The organism is Actinomadura sp. SCN-SB (assembly GCF_043906805.1).
GTDB lineage: Bacteria > Actinomycetota > Actinomycetes > Streptosporangiales > Streptosporangiaceae > Spirillospora.
Genome location: NZ_JBIMPP010000060.1, coordinates 35,762 through 49,531, shown reverse-complemented (window position 1 = coordinate 49,531; position 13,770 = coordinate 35,762). Strand labels below are relative to the sequence as shown.

The 13,770-nt window shown below is 72.8% G+C and carries 28 protein-coding genes; 26 read left to right on the top strand and 2 right to left on the bottom strand.

The genetic code is table 11. The features are described from left to right. The first annotated feature begins 34 nt into the window (after positions 1-34). Positions 35-1,483, top strand: a complete 1,449-nt coding sequence (locus ACGWYJ_RS30250) for a recombinase family protein (RefSeq protein WP_395109846.1) — start codon at positions 35-37, stop codon at positions 1,481-1,483. Here the strand turns inward: ACGWYJ_RS30250 and ACGWYJ_RS30245 are convergent. Beyond that, the gene (locus ACGWYJ_RS30245; protein WP_395109845.1) at positions 1,398-2,225 is read right to left on the bottom strand and encodes a hypothetical protein; all 828 of its coding nucleotides are present in this window, start codon (positions 2,223-2,225) and stop codon (positions 1,398-1,400) included. The two genes, ACGWYJ_RS30250 and ACGWYJ_RS30245, sit on opposite strands and share 86 nt — an antisense overlap. Positions 2,226-2,411: 186 nt before the next feature. Further along, on the bottom strand, positions 2,412-2,873 hold the full coding sequence (locus ACGWYJ_RS30240) for a helix-turn-helix domain-containing protein (protein ID WP_395109844.1): 462 nt from the start codon (positions 2,871-2,873) through the stop codon (positions 2,412-2,414). Between the two features lie 148 nt (positions 2,874-3,021). On the opposite strand from ACGWYJ_RS30240, the gene ACGWYJ_RS30235 reads away from it, so the two are divergent. The 25 genes from ACGWYJ_RS30235 (at position 3,022) to ACGWYJ_RS30115 (ending at position 13,727) form a co-directional block, all read left to right on the top strand. Beyond that, on the top strand, positions 3,022-3,264 hold the full coding sequence (locus ACGWYJ_RS30235; protein ID WP_395109843.1) for a helix-turn-helix domain-containing protein: 243 nt from the start codon (positions 3,022-3,024) through the stop codon (positions 3,262-3,264). Beyond that, positions 3,264-3,407 (top strand): hypothetical protein, encoded by a 144-nt coding sequence (locus ACGWYJ_RS30230; RefSeq protein ID WP_395109842.1) that lies wholly within the window; start codon positions 3,264-3,266, stop codon positions 3,405-3,407. The genes ACGWYJ_RS30235 and ACGWYJ_RS30230 overlap by 1 nt, the downstream gene beginning before the upstream one ends. Beyond that, positions 3,404-4,207, top strand: a complete 804-nt coding sequence (locus tag ACGWYJ_RS30225) for a phage antirepressor (protein ID WP_395109841.1) — start codon at positions 3,404-3,406, stop codon at positions 4,205-4,207. The genes ACGWYJ_RS30230 and ACGWYJ_RS30225 overlap by 4 nt, the downstream gene beginning before the upstream one ends. Further along, entirely contained in the window at positions 4,207-4,389 is a 183-nt protein-coding gene (locus tag ACGWYJ_RS30220; protein WP_395109840.1) for a hypothetical protein, read from the top strand. The genes ACGWYJ_RS30225 and ACGWYJ_RS30220 overlap by 1 nt, the downstream gene beginning before the upstream one ends. Positions 4,390-4,474: 85 nt before the next feature. After that, a complete protein-coding gene (locus ACGWYJ_RS30215; protein WP_395109839.1) occupies positions 4,475-4,702 on the top strand; it encodes a BldC family transcriptional regulator in 228 nt (75 codons plus the stop codon). Then, positions 4,699-4,839, top strand: a complete 141-nt coding sequence (locus ACGWYJ_RS30210; protein WP_395109838.1) for a hypothetical protein — start codon at positions 4,699-4,701, stop codon at positions 4,837-4,839. Before ACGWYJ_RS30215 ends, ACGWYJ_RS30210 begins: the two co-directional genes overlap by 4 nt. Beyond that, a complete protein-coding gene (locus ACGWYJ_RS30205; protein ID WP_395109837.1) occupies positions 4,836-5,237 on the top strand; it encodes a hypothetical protein in 402 nt (133 codons plus the stop codon). The genes ACGWYJ_RS30210 and ACGWYJ_RS30205 overlap by 4 nt, the downstream gene beginning before the upstream one ends. Continuing rightward, positions 5,234-5,473, top strand: coding sequence for a hypothetical protein (locus tag ACGWYJ_RS30200; RefSeq protein WP_395109836.1), 240 nt, complete (start codon positions 5,234-5,236; stop codon positions 5,471-5,473). The genes ACGWYJ_RS30205 and ACGWYJ_RS30200 overlap by 4 nt, the downstream gene beginning before the upstream one ends. Continuing rightward, positions 5,443-6,372 (top strand): ATP-binding protein, encoded by a 930-nt coding sequence (locus tag ACGWYJ_RS30195; protein WP_395109835.1) that lies wholly within the window; start codon positions 5,443-5,445, stop codon positions 6,370-6,372. The genes ACGWYJ_RS30200 and ACGWYJ_RS30195 overlap by 31 nt, the downstream gene beginning before the upstream one ends. Next, positions 6,369-6,845, top strand: a complete 477-nt coding sequence (locus ACGWYJ_RS30190; RefSeq protein ID WP_395109834.1) for a hypothetical protein — start codon at positions 6,369-6,371, stop codon at positions 6,843-6,845. Before ACGWYJ_RS30195 ends, ACGWYJ_RS30190 begins: the two co-directional genes overlap by 4 nt. 313 nt (positions 6,846-7,158) lie before the next feature. Then, on the top strand, positions 7,159-7,551 hold the full coding sequence (locus ACGWYJ_RS30185; protein WP_395109833.1) for a hypothetical protein: 393 nt from the start codon (positions 7,159-7,161) through the stop codon (positions 7,549-7,551). After that, on the top strand, positions 7,548-7,886 hold the full coding sequence (locus tag ACGWYJ_RS30180; protein WP_395109832.1) for a hypothetical protein: 339 nt from the start codon (positions 7,548-7,550) through the stop codon (positions 7,884-7,886). The genes ACGWYJ_RS30185 and ACGWYJ_RS30180 overlap by 4 nt, the downstream gene beginning before the upstream one ends. After that, positions 7,883-8,293 carry a hypothetical protein gene (locus ACGWYJ_RS30175; RefSeq protein ID WP_395109831.1) on the top strand — a complete coding sequence of 137 codons (411 nt, stop codon included), beginning with the start codon at positions 7,883-7,885 and terminating at the stop codon, positions 8,291-8,293. The genes ACGWYJ_RS30180 and ACGWYJ_RS30175 overlap by 4 nt, the downstream gene beginning before the upstream one ends. Beyond that, on the top strand, positions 8,290-8,472 hold the full coding sequence (locus tag ACGWYJ_RS30170) for a hypothetical protein (RefSeq protein WP_395109830.1): 183 nt from the start codon (positions 8,290-8,292) through the stop codon (positions 8,470-8,472). Before ACGWYJ_RS30175 ends, ACGWYJ_RS30170 begins: the two co-directional genes overlap by 4 nt. Next, a complete protein-coding gene (locus tag ACGWYJ_RS30165; protein WP_395109829.1) occupies positions 8,462-8,695 on the top strand; it encodes a hypothetical protein in 234 nt (77 codons plus the stop codon). The genes ACGWYJ_RS30170 and ACGWYJ_RS30165 overlap by 11 nt, the downstream gene beginning before the upstream one ends. Beyond that, positions 8,692-9,303 carry a hypothetical protein gene (locus tag ACGWYJ_RS30160; RefSeq protein ID WP_395109828.1) on the top strand — a complete coding sequence of 204 codons (612 nt, stop codon included), beginning with the start codon at positions 8,692-8,694 and terminating at the stop codon, positions 9,301-9,303. Before ACGWYJ_RS30165 ends, ACGWYJ_RS30160 begins: the two co-directional genes overlap by 4 nt. Beyond that, complete coding sequence (locus ACGWYJ_RS30155) at positions 9,300-9,440, top strand: hypothetical protein (protein ID WP_395109827.1); 141 nt, start codon at positions 9,300-9,302, stop codon at positions 9,438-9,440. The genes ACGWYJ_RS30160 and ACGWYJ_RS30155 overlap by 4 nt, the downstream gene beginning before the upstream one ends. Next, a complete protein-coding gene (locus ACGWYJ_RS30150; protein ID WP_395109826.1) occupies positions 9,437-10,456 on the top strand; it encodes a DNA-methyltransferase in 1,020 nt (339 codons plus the stop codon). The genes ACGWYJ_RS30155 and ACGWYJ_RS30150 overlap by 4 nt, the downstream gene beginning before the upstream one ends. Further along, on the top strand, positions 10,453-11,022 hold the full coding sequence (locus tag ACGWYJ_RS30145) for a hypothetical protein (protein WP_395109825.1): 570 nt from the start codon (positions 10,453-10,455) through the stop codon (positions 11,020-11,022). The genes ACGWYJ_RS30150 and ACGWYJ_RS30145 overlap by 4 nt, the downstream gene beginning before the upstream one ends. Beyond that, entirely contained in the window at positions 11,019-11,291 is a 273-nt protein-coding gene (locus ACGWYJ_RS30140) for a hypothetical protein (protein ID WP_395109824.1), read from the top strand. Before ACGWYJ_RS30145 ends, ACGWYJ_RS30140 begins: the two co-directional genes overlap by 4 nt. Continuing rightward, complete coding sequence (locus ACGWYJ_RS30135; RefSeq protein ID WP_395109823.1) at positions 11,284-11,829, top strand: hypothetical protein; 546 nt, start codon at positions 11,284-11,286, stop codon at positions 11,827-11,829. The genes ACGWYJ_RS30140 and ACGWYJ_RS30135 overlap by 8 nt, the downstream gene beginning before the upstream one ends. Then, a complete protein-coding gene (locus ACGWYJ_RS30130) occupies positions 11,826-12,419 on the top strand; it encodes a hypothetical protein (protein WP_395109822.1) in 594 nt (197 codons plus the stop codon). Before ACGWYJ_RS30135 ends, ACGWYJ_RS30130 begins: the two co-directional genes overlap by 4 nt. Continuing rightward, positions 12,416-12,742 (top strand): hypothetical protein, encoded by a 327-nt coding sequence (locus tag ACGWYJ_RS30125; protein ID WP_395109821.1) that lies wholly within the window; start codon positions 12,416-12,418, stop codon positions 12,740-12,742. The genes ACGWYJ_RS30130 and ACGWYJ_RS30125 overlap by 4 nt, the downstream gene beginning before the upstream one ends. Then, the gene (locus tag ACGWYJ_RS30120) at positions 12,739-13,431 is read left to right on the top strand and encodes a hypothetical protein (protein WP_395109820.1); all 693 of its coding nucleotides are present in this window, start codon (positions 12,739-12,741) and stop codon (positions 13,429-13,431) included. Before ACGWYJ_RS30125 ends, ACGWYJ_RS30120 begins: the two co-directional genes overlap by 4 nt. Next, positions 13,428-13,727: a hypothetical protein gene (locus ACGWYJ_RS30115; RefSeq protein WP_395109819.1), complete on the top strand. Its 300-nt coding sequence runs from the start codon at positions 13,428-13,430 to the stop codon at positions 13,725-13,727. The genes ACGWYJ_RS30120 and ACGWYJ_RS30115 overlap by 4 nt, the downstream gene beginning before the upstream one ends. The last annotated feature ends 43 nt before the right edge of the window (positions 13,728-13,770 follow it).

The following is a 13,770-nucleotide window of genomic DNA, read 5'->3' as shown; positions in this document are numbered from 1 at the left end:
TTCATGTCCACGTGGGAACGTACACTACGTGGTTATGACGCACACTGGCAAGGCCCCGGTTCCCCGGCGGCCGGTACGGGCCGCGTCCTACTGCCGCCTATCACTGGCGGCGATGGACGACACAACCAAGGTCGACGACCAGGACGCCCTCAACCACCAGGTAGCCGAGCGGCGCGGCTGGACCATCCCGCCCGAGCTGGTGTTCAAGGACAACTCCCGCTCGGCATGGCAGCGCAACCGCAAAAGGCCCGCGTGGGACGCCATGCTGCAGGCGATCGACCGCGGCGAGGTCGACGCGATCGTCGTCTACCACGGCGACCGGCTGGTGCGGCAGCCGTGGGACCTTGAGCTACTGCTGAACGTGGCGCGGGACAAGGGCATCCGGCTCGCCTCCCCGACGGGGGAGCGGAACCTGGACGACCCTGACGACCAGTTCATCCTGCGGATCGAGGCGGCGGCGGCATGCCGGGAGTCCGACAGCACCTCGCGACGCCAGAAGAACGAGCACCGCCGCCGCCGCGAGAAGGGCATCGTGCGTGCCGGGGGCCGGGGCGGGAGGGCGTTCGGGTTCGAGACCGACGGCCTCACCCACCGCGAGGCGGAGGTGGAGCTGATCCGCGAGTGCGCGGCCCGGCTCCTGGCCGGTGAGGGCGCGGGCGCCATCGCCCGGGACTGGACGGCCCGCGGCATCCCCTCGGTCACCGGAGCGCAGTGGGGCCACGGCACGATCAAGAAGATGATGCTGCGGCCCCGGCTGGCCGGGCTCATGCCCGACGGGGAGTCCAAGGCCGCGTGGGCGCCGGTGCTCGACGACGACCCGGCCAAGGCACGGGAGATGTGGGAGGCGGTGAAAGCCGTCCTGGAGGGCCGGGCCGCCGCCTACACCTACACCACCAACGCCCGCGCGCACCTGCTGTCGGGCATCCCGATCTGCGGGCCGTGCGGGAACCCGCAGGTGATCCGGCACAACTCCCGGCGGCGGAACCTGATCGGGTACGGGTGCAACACCCCCGGCTGCCGCCGCACCCATCGCAGCAAGGATCACCTGGAGGGGTACGTCATCGGGCACGTGCTGGAGCTGCTGGGTGACCCGGGGTTCATTGCCCGGCTGGAGGCGCCCGCCGACGACGGCCTGGCCGCAGAGCTGGCCGGGCTGGAGGCGCGCAAGGCAGAGACCGAGAACACGCTGCGCAACCTCGTCGACAACCCGCACGTCAAACCGGACCTGCTGGTCGCGTCGATCACGAGATTCGCCGAGCAGATCGCCGCGGTCCGTGCCCGGATCGCGCTGTCGTCGCGGCGGCGGCTGCTGATCGAGCACGCCGGGCTCACCGAGGACCAGTGGGGCGGCCTGCCGCTGGCCACGCGCCGCGCGCTGGTGACCGCGACCTACCGGATCACGGTGTGGCCGGCGCGTAAGCGGGGGCCGGGGTTCGAGGCGGAGACGGTCGACCTGGACCCGGTGGGTGAGGATGAGGAGTAGCGCCCGCCCCGGAGCGGGGGCGGGGCGGGCGCGGCTTATAGGACGCGCACACGTCGAGGATCGGGGGGACGTCGAGCCTGATCGTGCACTCGCCGCGTGAGGGGGGCGGGTCCTGCGCGGGCGGGTTGGGGGTGCCGGGCGGGTCCGGTGTCTCGGGTGGCGTCTCGGGAGGGTCGGGCTCGGGGTCGATGCCGGGCGTGCCGGGTTCGGGTTCGGGGCTGGTCTCGCCGGGGCTGGGTGTGGGCGACGGCTCGGCCGTGGGCGGCTCGGACGGCGACGGGGACGGTAAGGACGGCTTGGGCGTCGCGGTCTCCCCCACGGTGGGCGTCGCGGACGGGGCGGGGACCGCCGGGCGCCGGACGCCGGAGTCACCGCGGCCGGGGCCGTCGATGATCGGGGGCGGCAGCCATATCGCGGCTCCGGTCACACCGAGCACGGCCGCGCCGCCCAGAGCGGTGGCGGCGGTGGCCGAGTGTCCCGCGGCCAGGCGCCATGCCGCGCCCAGTCCTGTGCCGGTGATGACGGCGCCGACAATGCCGCGCCAGCCGAGGCGGCGCATGCGGGCGCGGGCGGCGGCGATGCGGCGGCGGCGCTCCTCCTCGGGCCCGGCGGCCATCTGGTCCAGTACGGCGAGAGTGGCGCGGGCGTCGGCGGCCTGCCGCTCCCGCTCGGCGACGAGCTGCCTGGCACGTTCCCGTAAGTGCTCCAGGAGGTCCGGCCGGGGACCGTCGGATTCGGTCATCGGTGGGTCGGTATTCCTTTCGCGGCGGCGCTGGTGCGGAGGAAGGGACACTTCTCGCATACATCACGCGACGGTCAAGGAGTTGCAAGACGGACCATATATGACCGAAACCGGTCACTCCGGCGTACGATTCTTATACGCACCGTGATTAAGTGCACGCCGCAGCGTCGCCGACGTGGGTATGTTTCAGCCCGCCTCAAGTAGCCGGGCGATCTCGGACATGACCTGTCGTTGCTCGCGGCCGAGCCGCTCACTTTCCTCGGCCATCTGGTCGAGTAGCGCGCTCAGCATCCGCAGGCGGGCCTCGCGGTCCTCGGGCAGGTTGGCCAGCACTTCGGACGGCGAATCGAAACGCGCCGTGCCCCTGGCGCTCAGACGCGCGAGGTCGCCGGGCCGAGCGTCACCGGACGTGGCGACACGAGGCTCGCCGCCTTCGAGGATCGCCTCGACGCTGCCAGCCTTCCAGCGGAGTGCGCGCTCGATGCCGCGCTTGGTCAATGGACTGGGGTCGTTGGAGCCCTTGCGCACAGCCCTCAGAGTCTCGCCGGTGATGCCTGCCAGCTCGGCGACCTCGCGTAGTGACAGGCCGAGTTCGCCGCGCCGGTCCTCGATCGCGGCGGCGAGTCGTTCATGGGGCTTGGGAGTCACATCTCCACATCATGGCGCACAGACTTGCACAGGTCCACATGGGATTAGATTCGGTCATCGCAGGTCAGAGCTAGTCTGTGTCAGATCTGCGCAGATACAGGGGGAACATCTCTTGAGATTCTGCGCAAATCTGGGTTACGGTCTGGGCATGGCAAAGCTGTCCCTTACCGCCGACGGCCGCAAGATGCGGCTCGCCCGCGAGGCGGCCGACCTCACCGTCGACCAGCTCGTCGAGCGCCTCCGCAAGGAGGGCGTCGACCGGCACCCCGACCACATCCGCAACTGCGAACTCGGCTACCAGCAGCCCGGCCTTGAGCTGTTCAACGCCTACGCCAGGGCTGTCGGCGTCGACCGGCTGACCCTGATCGCCGACGACGCGAAAACCGCCTGATGGGGCCCTCGAAGAAGCGTCGCGAGGACGCCGCCGACATCCGCCGCCAGGACCGCGCCGAGCAGGCCCGTCTCCTCGAAAAGGCCAAGCGCCGCGCCGAGGAGGCCAAGCGCAAGAAGGAAGAGGAGGACGACGAGAAGTGAGCGAGGTTCAGCCCTTCACCTTCCCAGAGACCGGCCAGCGCGTCCGGACCGTCATGATCGACGGCGAACCGTGGTTTGTGCTGGCCGACGTCGCCAAGATCCTCGGATACCGGGACGCCGAGCACGCTGGGCGTCTCTGCCGCGACGCTCAGCTCAATACCCTCCCGCAGGGTATTGCCGCTGAACTGGGGCAACGCGGCGGCAGGCTTCCGAAGATCGTCACCGAGGGTGGCCTTTACCGGCTGGTGATGCGCAGCAACGTCGCGCTGGCCGAGCCCTTCCAGGACTGGGTCACCGACGACGTTCTGCCCGCGATCCGCCGCACCGGCTCGTACTCGGTGGCTCCGGCGCCCCGCCTGCCGGACATCACCACGCCCGAGGGCGTGCTCGCGATGGCCGAGCAGTTCGCCGACACCGCGCGTGCCCTCGTTGCCGCCGACCAGAAAATCAAGGAACTGGAGCCCAAGGCGCTCGCGCACGACCGGTACCTGACCGCCGACAAGGGTGACCGGCTCGTCCGCGAGGTCGCCAAGCTCCTCGGCTGGAAGGAGCGCGACCTGCGCGCGTTCCTGCTGGACGAGGGACTGATCTTCCGCAAGCAGGCACTGTGCGGCACCCACCAGTACGACGTGTACGCCGCGCACGCCCGCCACTTCAGGCCGGTCGAGAAGGTCGTCGAGCACACCTGGGGGCCGTGCTCTCACTACACGCTCTACGTCCGCCCGTCCGGGGTCGATCTGATTCAACGCCGCATTGAGCGGCAGCGCGCGGCAATCCAGCACTCGATCGGGGAGACGTGATGGCCGCCGACAAGCCCCAGCGCCGTCCCCGTACCCGCGCCGAGTGCATCGAGGCCGGCCGTCGGCACGCCCGTGAGCGCGGCGACCGGCTCGGCCCGGTCCAGGCGGCCCGCGTGGCGGCGCTGCTGCGACCGCACTGGCCCGCCATCCGAGCCGCCGCCGAGCGGCAGCACACCGCCTGACCCAAACGAAGACGGCCCCCGCCTGCCACCGGGGGCCGTCAGCGGAGGAGCACTCCGCGAACACCAATCTACAGAGGAGCACCGCATGAAGAAGATCGTCCCGTCGCGTGACAGTGGCCTGCTGACCCCGGCCGAGGTCGCGAACATCTTCCGGGTCGACCCGAAAACGGTCAGGCGCTGGGCGCAGGCCGGGAAGCTGACCTGCATTCGCACTCTGGGCGGCCACCGCCGCTACAGGGAGGCCGAGGTGCGGGCGCTGCTGAACGGCGAGAGCAACTGGAGCGAGGCCGCCGGGGCGGGTGATGACCAGTGAGCGCCACGGTCCGCAAGGTGCAGGCGACCGCGCCCGCCGACCACCGGCGTCCGCTGCCCGCCGATGTCGTCGCCCGCGCGGCGTGCACGTCCTCGACGCACGGCACGCCCACCACCCCGGCCGGGGGTGCGCGATGACCCGCACGACGTCGACGTGCCCGGCGTGGTGCACCGCCGGGCACGAGTCCGACACCCCGCTCACCCGCTACCACCACTCGGACATGCTCTCCCCGGGCTGGGGCGCGTACGCGTCGCTGACGTGGATGGAGATGCAGGTCGGCGACGGGGGCGTGCGGGTGTACCTGTCCGCGGGCGACGGCGCCCTGTGCGTGTCGCTGCGCGAGGTGCCGGGCGTGGTCGCGCTGCTGGAGGAGTTCGGCGCGCGTCAGGCCGCGGCGTTGCTGGAGGCCGCCGCCGCGCTGGCCGAACCGGTTGAGCCACCCGCCGTGCTGGGGGGTCCGGCGGGTGATGAGGCCGCCGCCGTGGTGCGAGGGGAAGCGCACCCGGCGGCGGCCACGGACGGGGGCGCGTCATGACCGCGCGGCTCGGCGACCAGGTCGCGATGGTCACCGACGTGTTCCAGGTGCGGGCGATCGACGCCGCCGACGCCGTGGCGATCCTGCGGGAGGCGTGCGGCCTGTCGTCGGCGCGGTGCGCGTTGCTGCTGGCCCGCGAGTACAAGCGCCGCCTGGACGAGACCGCCCGCCGTGACCGTGAGGCCGACCGGCGCAACGACGGGTCATGGTCCGACGACTGGGGCGGGTGGGCCTGATGAGCTTCACCTTTACTCCGGCCACCAAGGAAGAAGCCAAGGCCCGCATCGCCCTGACCGGCCCATCCGGGTCCGGGAAGACCTACACATCCCTGACGCTCGGCACGGCGCTCGGCTCGAACGTGGCCGTCATCGACACCGAGCGTGGCAGCGCCAGCAAGTACGCCGACGAGTTCACCTTCTCCAAGCTGAACATGCAGACGTTCGAGCCCGCCGCGCTGATCGAAGCGCTCGCTGCCGCGGCGGCCGCAGGGTTCGACGTGGTCATCGTGGACTCGCTGACGCACTTCTGGTCCGGCACGGGCGGGATGCTGGAGCAGGTCGACGCCGCGGCCAAGCGCGGCTACGGCGGCAACTCCTTCGGCGGGTGGAAAGAGGCCCGACCGCTGGAGCGCCGCATGATCGACGCGCTGGTGTCCTACCCGGGACACGTCATCGTGACGATGCGGTCCAAGACCGACTACGTCATAGAGGAGAACGAGCGGGGCCGCAAGGTGCCCCGCAAGGTCGGGCTCAAGCCGGAGCAGCGCGAGGGCATCGAGTACGAGTTCGACATCGTCGGCGACCTCGACCTGGAGAACACCCTCGTCGTCACCAAGTCGCGCGCCAAGGCCATCGCGGGCCGGGTCGTGCAGCGGCCCGGCCCCGGGTTCGCCGAGGAGATCGCCGCGTGGCTGGGCGACGGGAAGCCGGCCGCCGACGCGCTGGCCTACCGGGACCGGGCGCTGGACAAGAACGCCTCCCGTTCGGACCTGCGCGCCCTGCACGCCGAGGTGAAGGGTCGTGGCCTGCTGAACGCCGCCGTGCAGGACGAGACCGGCGAGACCACCACGCTCGGCGAGCTCATCGTCCGCCGCGGTCACGAAGCACCCGACGAAACGGATGGAGCATCCGCATGACCGGCATGAAGGCGCAGGCGCTCAGGGTCGCCGTGCTCAAGGCCCTGGCCGACCAGGTTGCCGCCGCGGCGGCCGAGCAGCGAAACGACCTCCAGCGGCGGATGGTCGAGACCGGCGCCGAGAGGGTCACGGCCGAACTGCCGGACGGTACGAAGGTCGCGTCGGTGTCCATCGCGGGCGGCCACAAGGTGACCGCCGTGGTCGTGGACGAGGCCGAGCTGACCGCGTGGGTGAGGGAGCACCACCCCGAGCACCTTGAGGAGCGGATACGCCCCGCCTACCGCAAAGCGCTGCTGGAGGAGCTGGGGCGCAACGGCGAAGAGGTGCCGGGCGTCGAGCTGACCTTGAGCACGGCGTACCTGTCGAACCGGTTCATCGCCGGGGGCAAGGACGCGATTGCCAGGGCGTGGGCGGCCGGGGCGCTGGATCTGCCGCGGATTCTTGAGCTTCCCGCGGGCGGTGACTCGTCGTGAGGTTCGCGTTGTCGCTGCTGCTGCCCGGCGTCGCGTGCGAGCCGCACGCCTGCAACGCGTGCGGGCGGGTGGTGCGGCGCATGCGGTCCCGGGAGCGGCGCTCGGCCCTGGCCCGCGTGTCCCCGCCGTGCCGCGCCCGGCACTGCCCCGGCGTGCTGTGGCCCGCGCCCGGCGGGGCGCCGTGGCTCACCGTGCGCCAAGCCCTGGCCGCCGCGTGGCGCGGCCACCACCGAGACGAACGACGGCGCCCGCGGGGTGCAGCCCGGGGCGCCGCGACAGGCCGACACCAACGTCAAGGAAGGACACCGGCCCAATGAGTGATCGTACGCCGATCGAGGAGCTGCGCGCCGCCGCCCAGCGGTTGCGCGACACCGCCGCGGACGCGACACGCGGACCGTGGGTCTCCCATCCCACGATCACCCGCGAAGACGGCAACGACTCCGCGTGGACGATCTGCCGCCCCTACTGCGAGGGCACCCCCGACGGGTGCGAGGACGACTGCGGCGACGACTTCCTCGGCGAGGCCGACGCGGACTGGATCGCGCTGATGTCCCCGGTGCTGGCGGAGTCGCTCGCCGCGTGGCTGGACGGCGTCGCCAAGGACGTGGCCACGCACGACCCCGACGACGGGTGCGAGTGCACCGTGTCCGACAGCCTCCACAAGGCGCTCATCGTCGCCCGCTCGATCAACGGGAGCGAGTCATGAGCCACGACGCGTCGTTCGAGCGCACGCAGGCCGGCGGGCAGTTCGCCGCGGCCCTAGCCCTGGCGCACATCGTGGAGATCAAGCTGCCCGCCGCCGAGTGGATGATCCCCGAGTCCGGGCGGCTGTGCGGCCACCTCAAGCGCGTCGTGGACCTGGACGCCCGCATCGCGATGCGGCAGTACGCGACTTTCCTGGGCGGTCGGCTGCGCGCGTCGCAGGGCCGCAACTCCCACACCGAGTGGGTGCACCTGTCCGTGGACGCGACCTACCGGGGTGTGCCGGTGACGGTGTGGACGCACGTAGACGTGCGGCCGGTCGCGGAGGTGCGGTCATGACCCTCCCGACCTACGAGCAGGCCATGGGTACCTCGCGCGAGGGCGCGCCGTTCTCCAACGGCACCGAGGGCGAGTGCTGGATGGGCCAGCACTGCTACCGCTGCGTCAACGACAAGCCCGCCCGCGAAGGGCGCGAGCAGGACGGGTGCGTGCTGATCCTGGTCGCGCTCGACCAGCGGACGCCCGCCGAGTGGATCGAGGACCAGCCGTTCTCGCTGTACCACCGGTACCGCTGCCTGTACTTCCGCGACGAGGACGACGGCGGCGGCGGCTCCGAGCCCGAGCCCATCCCGGACCCGCCCGGCCAGCTCGCCCTCGCACCGCGCGAGCCGCTGGAGCGCCCGGCGAGGATGTTCGCCCCGACCGCGCAGGACGTGCGGCCGGTCACCGAGGCGGTGACGCCGTGACCGCCGACCGGGACCGCGAGCAGCGCCTGCACGCGCTCACCAGCGCCGAGGAGCACATCATCACGCGGTGGCTCGCCGACCACGAACCCGAGGTGTTCGACCGCGCCGCCGCCGTCGTCGAGAAGATCCGCGGCCTGGACGCGGGCCGGATCCGCGTGGAGGCCCGCCATGGCTCGTGACCTCAAGCCGTGCGGCACAACCGCCGCCTACCAGCGGCACCTGCGGCGCGGGGAGACGCCGTGCGACGCCTGCCGCGAGGCCAGCAACGCCGAGAACCGCGGCAGCGAGCGGCACAAGCAGTGGGGGCGCGCCCGGATGCGCGCGCTGGTCGCCCTGTCGGAGATCTACCCCGACGTCTACAACGCCCTGTTCGACGAAGAGAAGCGCAAGGAGGGGCTGTGAGCACCACCGCCACCACCACCGCAGAGCGCACCGCCCGGATGCTGCGGGACCTGGCCGCCGCCGAACGGCAGCGCGCCGAGTCCTACGACCACCCGCTCGCCGAGAAGGACCTGGAGATCGCCGAGGCCCGCGCCAAGCTGTGCGAGCTGGAGGACGAGCGGCGCGACCTGGACGCCCGCCGCGAGTACCACTGCGAGGTCGCCGACGAGCTGGAGCGGCTCGCCGACGAGCAGGACGCCGCCGCCCGGCCCGTGGCCGCCGAGCAGGCGCTCGCGGACGCCCTGTCCGCGCCCAGCGACGACCTGGGCGGCCCGGCCGGCCCCGACGCCGCGGCCGGCCCGCACACCGGCCCTCGGTCCGTCGTGCCCGACCCCGACGGGCACCCCGCATGGCAGCACATCGGCGCCCCCACCCCCGAGGTGGAGGCGCTGGAGTCCGGCGCGCCGCTCACCACCTTGCAGGACCCGCCGCCCATCCCCACCAGCCACGCCGCGCCCCGCACCTCCACCGACACCGGCCGGTTCCGCGCCCTGATCACCGGGGGCCTGGAGAAGGTCGGCCTCGTCCACCGCGAGGACGGCGACGACCGGGACGGAGACGACCAGTGAGCCCCTGCCCGAACTGCGGCGAGCCGTCCAGCGACTACGTGCATCCCGAGTGCCACGAGGAGTACGTGGCCTACCTGGACGGCGAGGCCGCCCCCGCGCCGGACCGCGACGACCGGGACGAGGGTGAGCCGACGTGACCCGCATCGATGACGCCACCCCGGGTGTCATCCGCGCCGACGCGCGGCGTCTCCCGCTGCCGGACGAGTCGGTGGACCTGGTCGTGACCTCGCCGCCGTACTTCGCGCTCCGCGACTACCGCGACGGTGACGGCTCGCTGGCCGGGCAGATCGGTGCCGAGCTCACCCCGGGCGAGTACGTGGACGCGCTGATCGGCTGCACCCGGGAATGGATGCGCGTGCTCAAACCGAGCGGAAGCCTGTGGGTCAACCTCGGCGACAAGTACGCCGGAGCGCCGTCCGGTCCGCGGTCAACGCCCATGCCGCATATGGGCAAGGGCAACATCGAGTCGTTCACCGAGCGCCGGAAGCGTCGCACATCGGTGCCGGACAAGTCGCTGATCGGTCTTCCGTGGCGGTACGCGCTGCGCTGCATCGATGACCTCGGGCTGACCCTGCGCGCGGAGATCATTTGGAGCAAGCCGTCCGGGATGCCGGAGAGCGTCCAGGACCGGGCGCGCAGGTCGCACGAGCAGTTCTTCCACTTCACCAGGCGTCCCAGGTACTACGCCGCCGTCGATGAGATCCGTGAGCCGCTGGCCGCGCCGAACCGCGTTGCAGGGCGGAGCGCATTCAACGCCCGCAACGCCAACCATCGGCGGACGAGCACGGGCGAGTACAGGGGGCCCAGCAGTCTAGGCGCGCTGCCGGGCTCGGTGTGGACGGTCGCCACCCAGCCGCTCAGGCCCCCCGAGCACCTGGGCACCCAGCACTTCGCCGCATTCCCGCCCGCGCTGATCCGCCGCATCGTCCTCGGCTGGTCTCCGCCCGGAGGTCTCGTGGTCGACCCGTTCGGCGGGACCGGCACCACGGCCCTCGTGGCATCAGTGCACGGCCGCCGGGCGATCTCCTTCGACCTCAGCCACGACTACGGGCGCCTCGCGCAATGGCGCACCACCGACCCCGCCGAGCGGGCGCGCGCCCTCGGTGCGCCACCGCCCCCACCGGTCCCCGATGGACAACTGGAACTGGCATGACCCGTATCGATGACGCCGTGCTGCGCGTCCACCACGTCACCGACCCCGCCACCACCACACCCCAGCCCCTGCCGACGCCGCGGCCCATGACCCGGTGGGAGCGCATCCGCGCCGACCTGGCCGCCAACCGCACGGCACTGCTGGCCATGGGCGTGTGCGCCGCCGTCATCCTCGCGATCGGCGCCTACGCCCTCACCCACCCCCGCGTCCTGCACGCCCCGGCACGCACACCCGCGACCCGCGCGCCGGACGAGGGGTCGTCGCCGCTGCCCTCACTGCCTGCGCCGACGGTGGCGCCCAAGCCCGGGGTGACCGTCGCACCCAAACCCCGGCCCACACCCACCCCCACGCCGACGCCGACGCCACGGCCGGAGCGGGAGCGTCCGTCACCGGCGCCCGCACCACCACCCGCCGTCACGCCCGAGCCCAGCGACCCGCCGCAGGACGGGCCCAATACCGGCACAGGGCCCAGCGACCCGCCCGACAGCGGCGCGCCACCCGGACCCCCACCGGATCCCTGCGACACCGAGCCGGGCTGCACCTCGGGAGGAGGCCCAGACCGGTGACTGAGCACGCCACCAACCGGCCACGGGGCGCCGAGGAACAGGACGACCCGGCCATGTCCACAGCAGACCTCGGCGCACGCCTCGGCATGACCGCCATCCTCCGTGCCGAGGCCGAGCGGCTGATCGCCCAGCCGCCCGCGCCGTCGCCCACGCCCACACCGGACACCGAGCCGCTGATCGACCCCGACTGCCGGGACGGGAAATGCGGGTCGTGCGTCGGCGGGCCCTGCGAACACGAATGCCACCAGGAGGCGACCAGCCATGGCTGACGTCATCCTCTACACCCTCGCCGCCCTCGGCCTCCTGGTCGCCGGGCCCGTCATCGTCCTCGCCTTCCTCGGCGTCGCGGCCTGGATCTCCTACCGGGTCCAGGAGGCCACCCGCACCACGCCGACCATCCGGGACCTGACGGACATGCCCCACCACCCCGAAACCGTGCGGCGCCTGGACGACCCGGCCGAGGACGAGATGTACGGCGACATCGCCGAGCAGCTCCTCGACGGCGGCCTCGCCGACGGTGGCGCCCAAGCCCGGGGTGACCGTCGCACCCAAACCCCGGCACGCGCCCCGGCCCGCGCCGGAGCCGACGCCGGAGCGGGAGCGGCCGTCACCCACGCCCACGCCCGCGCCGCCGCCCACCACCCCACCACCCCGCCGCCCGGCGAACACCCGCCGCCCGGCTCCGACCCCGGCACCGGCCCGGGGCAGGAGCCGGGCGGCCCGCCACCACCCCCACCGGACCCGTGCGCACAGCCCGACCCACCCGACACCTGCACACCCGACCCCGGGCAAGGAGATCCCTCATGACGCACCACATCGACCTGACCGCCATCACCCTCACCAAGGGCGCCCACCACCGGCGCGAGGACGGGACATGCCTGCTGGACACCGCCCGCGTGTACCTGGCGGTGGACTGGCTGGTGCGGGTGTACGCGCCGGCGTGTCTGCGGCTGGTGCCCGCCCTGGCGGGGGACGCGGACGTCCTGTCCGGGCTGGGCCCGGTCCGGTCGCCGGGTGATGCGGTGGCGGCGGGTGAGCTGGCCCGGGGTGCGGCGTCACGCGCCGCCGCCGCCATGGACGCCGCCATGGCTGCCAGGGCCGCCGCCAGGGCCGCCTGGGACGCCATGGCCGCCGCCATGGACGCCGCCCTGGCCGCCAGGGACGCCGCCAGGGCCGCCGGGGCCGCCGCCAGGGCCGCCTGGGACGCCAGGGCCGCCTGGTACGCCGCCATGGCCGCCAGGGCCGCCGCCTGGGACGCCGCCAGGGGCGAGCTCGCACCCACCGTCACCCACCTACAGGACTCCGCGATCAGCCTGTACCACGCGATGATCCAGCCGCCCGTGGACGCGCCGCCGGAGCCCGAACCCGCCCCGACCGACACGGAGACCGCGCCATGAAGCCCGAAGACGTGCCCGCCGAACTCGTCGACATGCTCGCCGACCCGCTCACCGACGACGCCCATGAGAACTGCGAGGAGACCGGCTGCCCCGGCAACGTCCGGCCCTACTTCGAGGACCTGGCCCGCTGGGTGCTGGCCGACCTGATCCCCGAGATCCAGCGGCAGGAGCGGGAGAAGGTCATCGGCGAGGCACGCAACGCCGCCCAATGGCTGAACGCGAACGGCCATCGCCACGACGCCGACGCGCTGCGCTGGTTCGTCGGCCAATGGCTCCGCACCGCGCCCACGCCCACCCCGACCGACACGGAGCCCACGCCATGAGCACCGAACCGGACAACTTCTACGAACGCCTCGAAAAGATCCTCGACGACTACGCGTATGGCGGGAAGACCGCGGCCACAGTAGCCGCGCTGGACGCCCTGTACGCCGAGCGGCACAAGGACGAGGTGGACCGGCTTACACGGGTCCTCGACCTCGCCCGCGCCACGACCGCCGAGGACGAGCGGGACGACGCCCGCGCCGAGGCGGAGCGGCTGCGCGACCTCTTCGAGGCGTCCAGCCAAGTGGCGCACGAGCTGCGCGCCGAGCGGGACCGCCTCGCCGAGCAGGTGAAGCACCTCCAGCGCGCCCTCGACGCCCTCACTGCGTCCCAGCAGTACCGCGCCCTGGAGCAGGAGGTCATCGCCCTCCGCGACCAGCGCGCGGCACTCACGATCAAGCTGAGCGCCGCGCTGAGGGACCGCGACGACGCCATCCGGCTGCGGGACGCCGTAGCCGAAGCCGCCGAGGCCGGCTACGAGCGCTCCGAAGACCGCCTGGACGCCGCCGGCGAGGCGATCCAGAGCCTCGCCGACCGGGCGGCCCGCGTCCGCGGCCTGCACGCACCCATCGGCACCCCCGGCAGCGACGACGGCGCCCTGGTGTGCGCGCACTGCGTCACCCGCGACGGCCAGGCCGTCCCGCACCCCTGCCCCACCATCCGCACGATGGACGGCGGTGAGACGCCGTGAGCGACACCGCCCCTTGGCAGGCCCGCATGCCCCGCAGCGTCCTGGACCTGTACTGCCCGTCCGACCACCTCGTCACGACCCCCACCGACCGGCGCATGCTGTGGCACCTCGAAAGCGAACTCGCCGTCGCCGCCACCAACGACAGGCTGCGCCGACTCGCCTCCGACCTGCGCCGGTACCTCAACGACACCTGCGCCCACCACTGGCACGAGCGCGAGGCCGAGGCCGGCATCCCGGCGCACCGGCAATGCCTGTGGTGCTCGGACGTCGAATGGATCGGCGGTGAGACGCCGTGAGCGCCGCCCTGCTCATCCTCGGCGGCACCGCCCTGCTCGTCCT

Bases quoted from the DNA above. Each gene is read 5' to 3' on its own strand.
- ACGWYJ_RS30250 (WP_395109846.1), top strand. From the start codon at position 35: ATGACGCACACTGGCAAGGCCCCGGTTCCCCGGCGGCCGGTACGGGCC.
- ACGWYJ_RS30245 (WP_395109845.1), bottom strand. From the start codon at position 2,225: ATGACCGAATCCGACGGTCCCCGGCCGGACCTCCTGGAGCACTTACGG.
- ACGWYJ_RS30235 (WP_395109843.1), top strand. From the start codon at position 3,022: ATGGCAAAGCTGTCCCTTACCGCCGACGGCCGCAAGATGCGGCTCGCC.
- ACGWYJ_RS30230 (WP_395109842.1), top strand. From the start codon at position 3,264: ATGGGGCCCTCGAAGAAGCGTCGCGAGGACGCCGCCGACATCCGCCGC.
- ACGWYJ_RS30220 (WP_395109840.1), top strand. From the start codon at position 4,207: ATGGCCGCCGACAAGCCCCAGCGCCGTCCCCGTACCCGCGCCGAGTGC.
- ACGWYJ_RS30215 (WP_395109839.1), top strand. From the start codon at position 4,475: ATGAAGAAGATCGTCCCGTCGCGTGACAGTGGCCTGCTGACCCCGGCC.
- ACGWYJ_RS30205 (WP_395109837.1), top strand. From the start codon at position 4,836: ATGACCCGCACGACGTCGACGTGCCCGGCGTGGTGCACCGCCGGGCAC.
- ACGWYJ_RS30200 (WP_395109836.1), top strand. From the start codon at position 5,234: ATGACCGCGCGGCTCGGCGACCAGGTCGCGATGGTCACCGACGTGTTC.
- ACGWYJ_RS30195 (WP_395109835.1), top strand. From the start codon at position 5,443: ATGGTCCGACGACTGGGGCGGGTGGGCCTGATGAGCTTCACCTTTACT.
- ACGWYJ_RS30190 (WP_395109834.1), top strand. From the start codon at position 6,369: ATGACCGGCATGAAGGCGCAGGCGCTCAGGGTCGCCGTGCTCAAGGCC.
- ACGWYJ_RS30185 (WP_395109833.1), top strand. From the start codon at position 7,159: ATGAGTGATCGTACGCCGATCGAGGAGCTGCGCGCCGCCGCCCAGCGG.
- ACGWYJ_RS30180 (WP_395109832.1), top strand. From the start codon at position 7,548: ATGAGCCACGACGCGTCGTTCGAGCGCACGCAGGCCGGCGGGCAGTTC.
- ACGWYJ_RS30175 (WP_395109831.1), top strand. From the start codon at position 7,883: ATGACCCTCCCGACCTACGAGCAGGCCATGGGTACCTCGCGCGAGGGC.
- ACGWYJ_RS30165 (WP_395109829.1), top strand. From the start codon at position 8,462: ATGGCTCGTGACCTCAAGCCGTGCGGCACAACCGCCGCCTACCAGCGG.
- ACGWYJ_RS30145 (WP_395109825.1), top strand. From the start codon at position 10,453: ATGACCCGTATCGATGACGCCGTGCTGCGCGTCCACCACGTCACCGAC.
- ACGWYJ_RS30135 (WP_395109823.1), top strand. From the start codon at position 11,284: ATGGCTGACGTCATCCTCTACACCCTCGCCGCCCTCGGCCTCCTGGTC.
- ACGWYJ_RS30130 (WP_395109822.1), top strand. From the start codon at position 11,826: ATGACGCACCACATCGACCTGACCGCCATCACCCTCACCAAGGGCGCC.
- ACGWYJ_RS30125 (WP_395109821.1), top strand. From the start codon at position 12,416: ATGAAGCCCGAAGACGTGCCCGCCGAACTCGTCGACATGCTCGCCGAC.
- ACGWYJ_RS30120 (WP_395109820.1), top strand. From the start codon at position 12,739: ATGAGCACCGAACCGGACAACTTCTACGAACGCCTCGAAAAGATCCTC.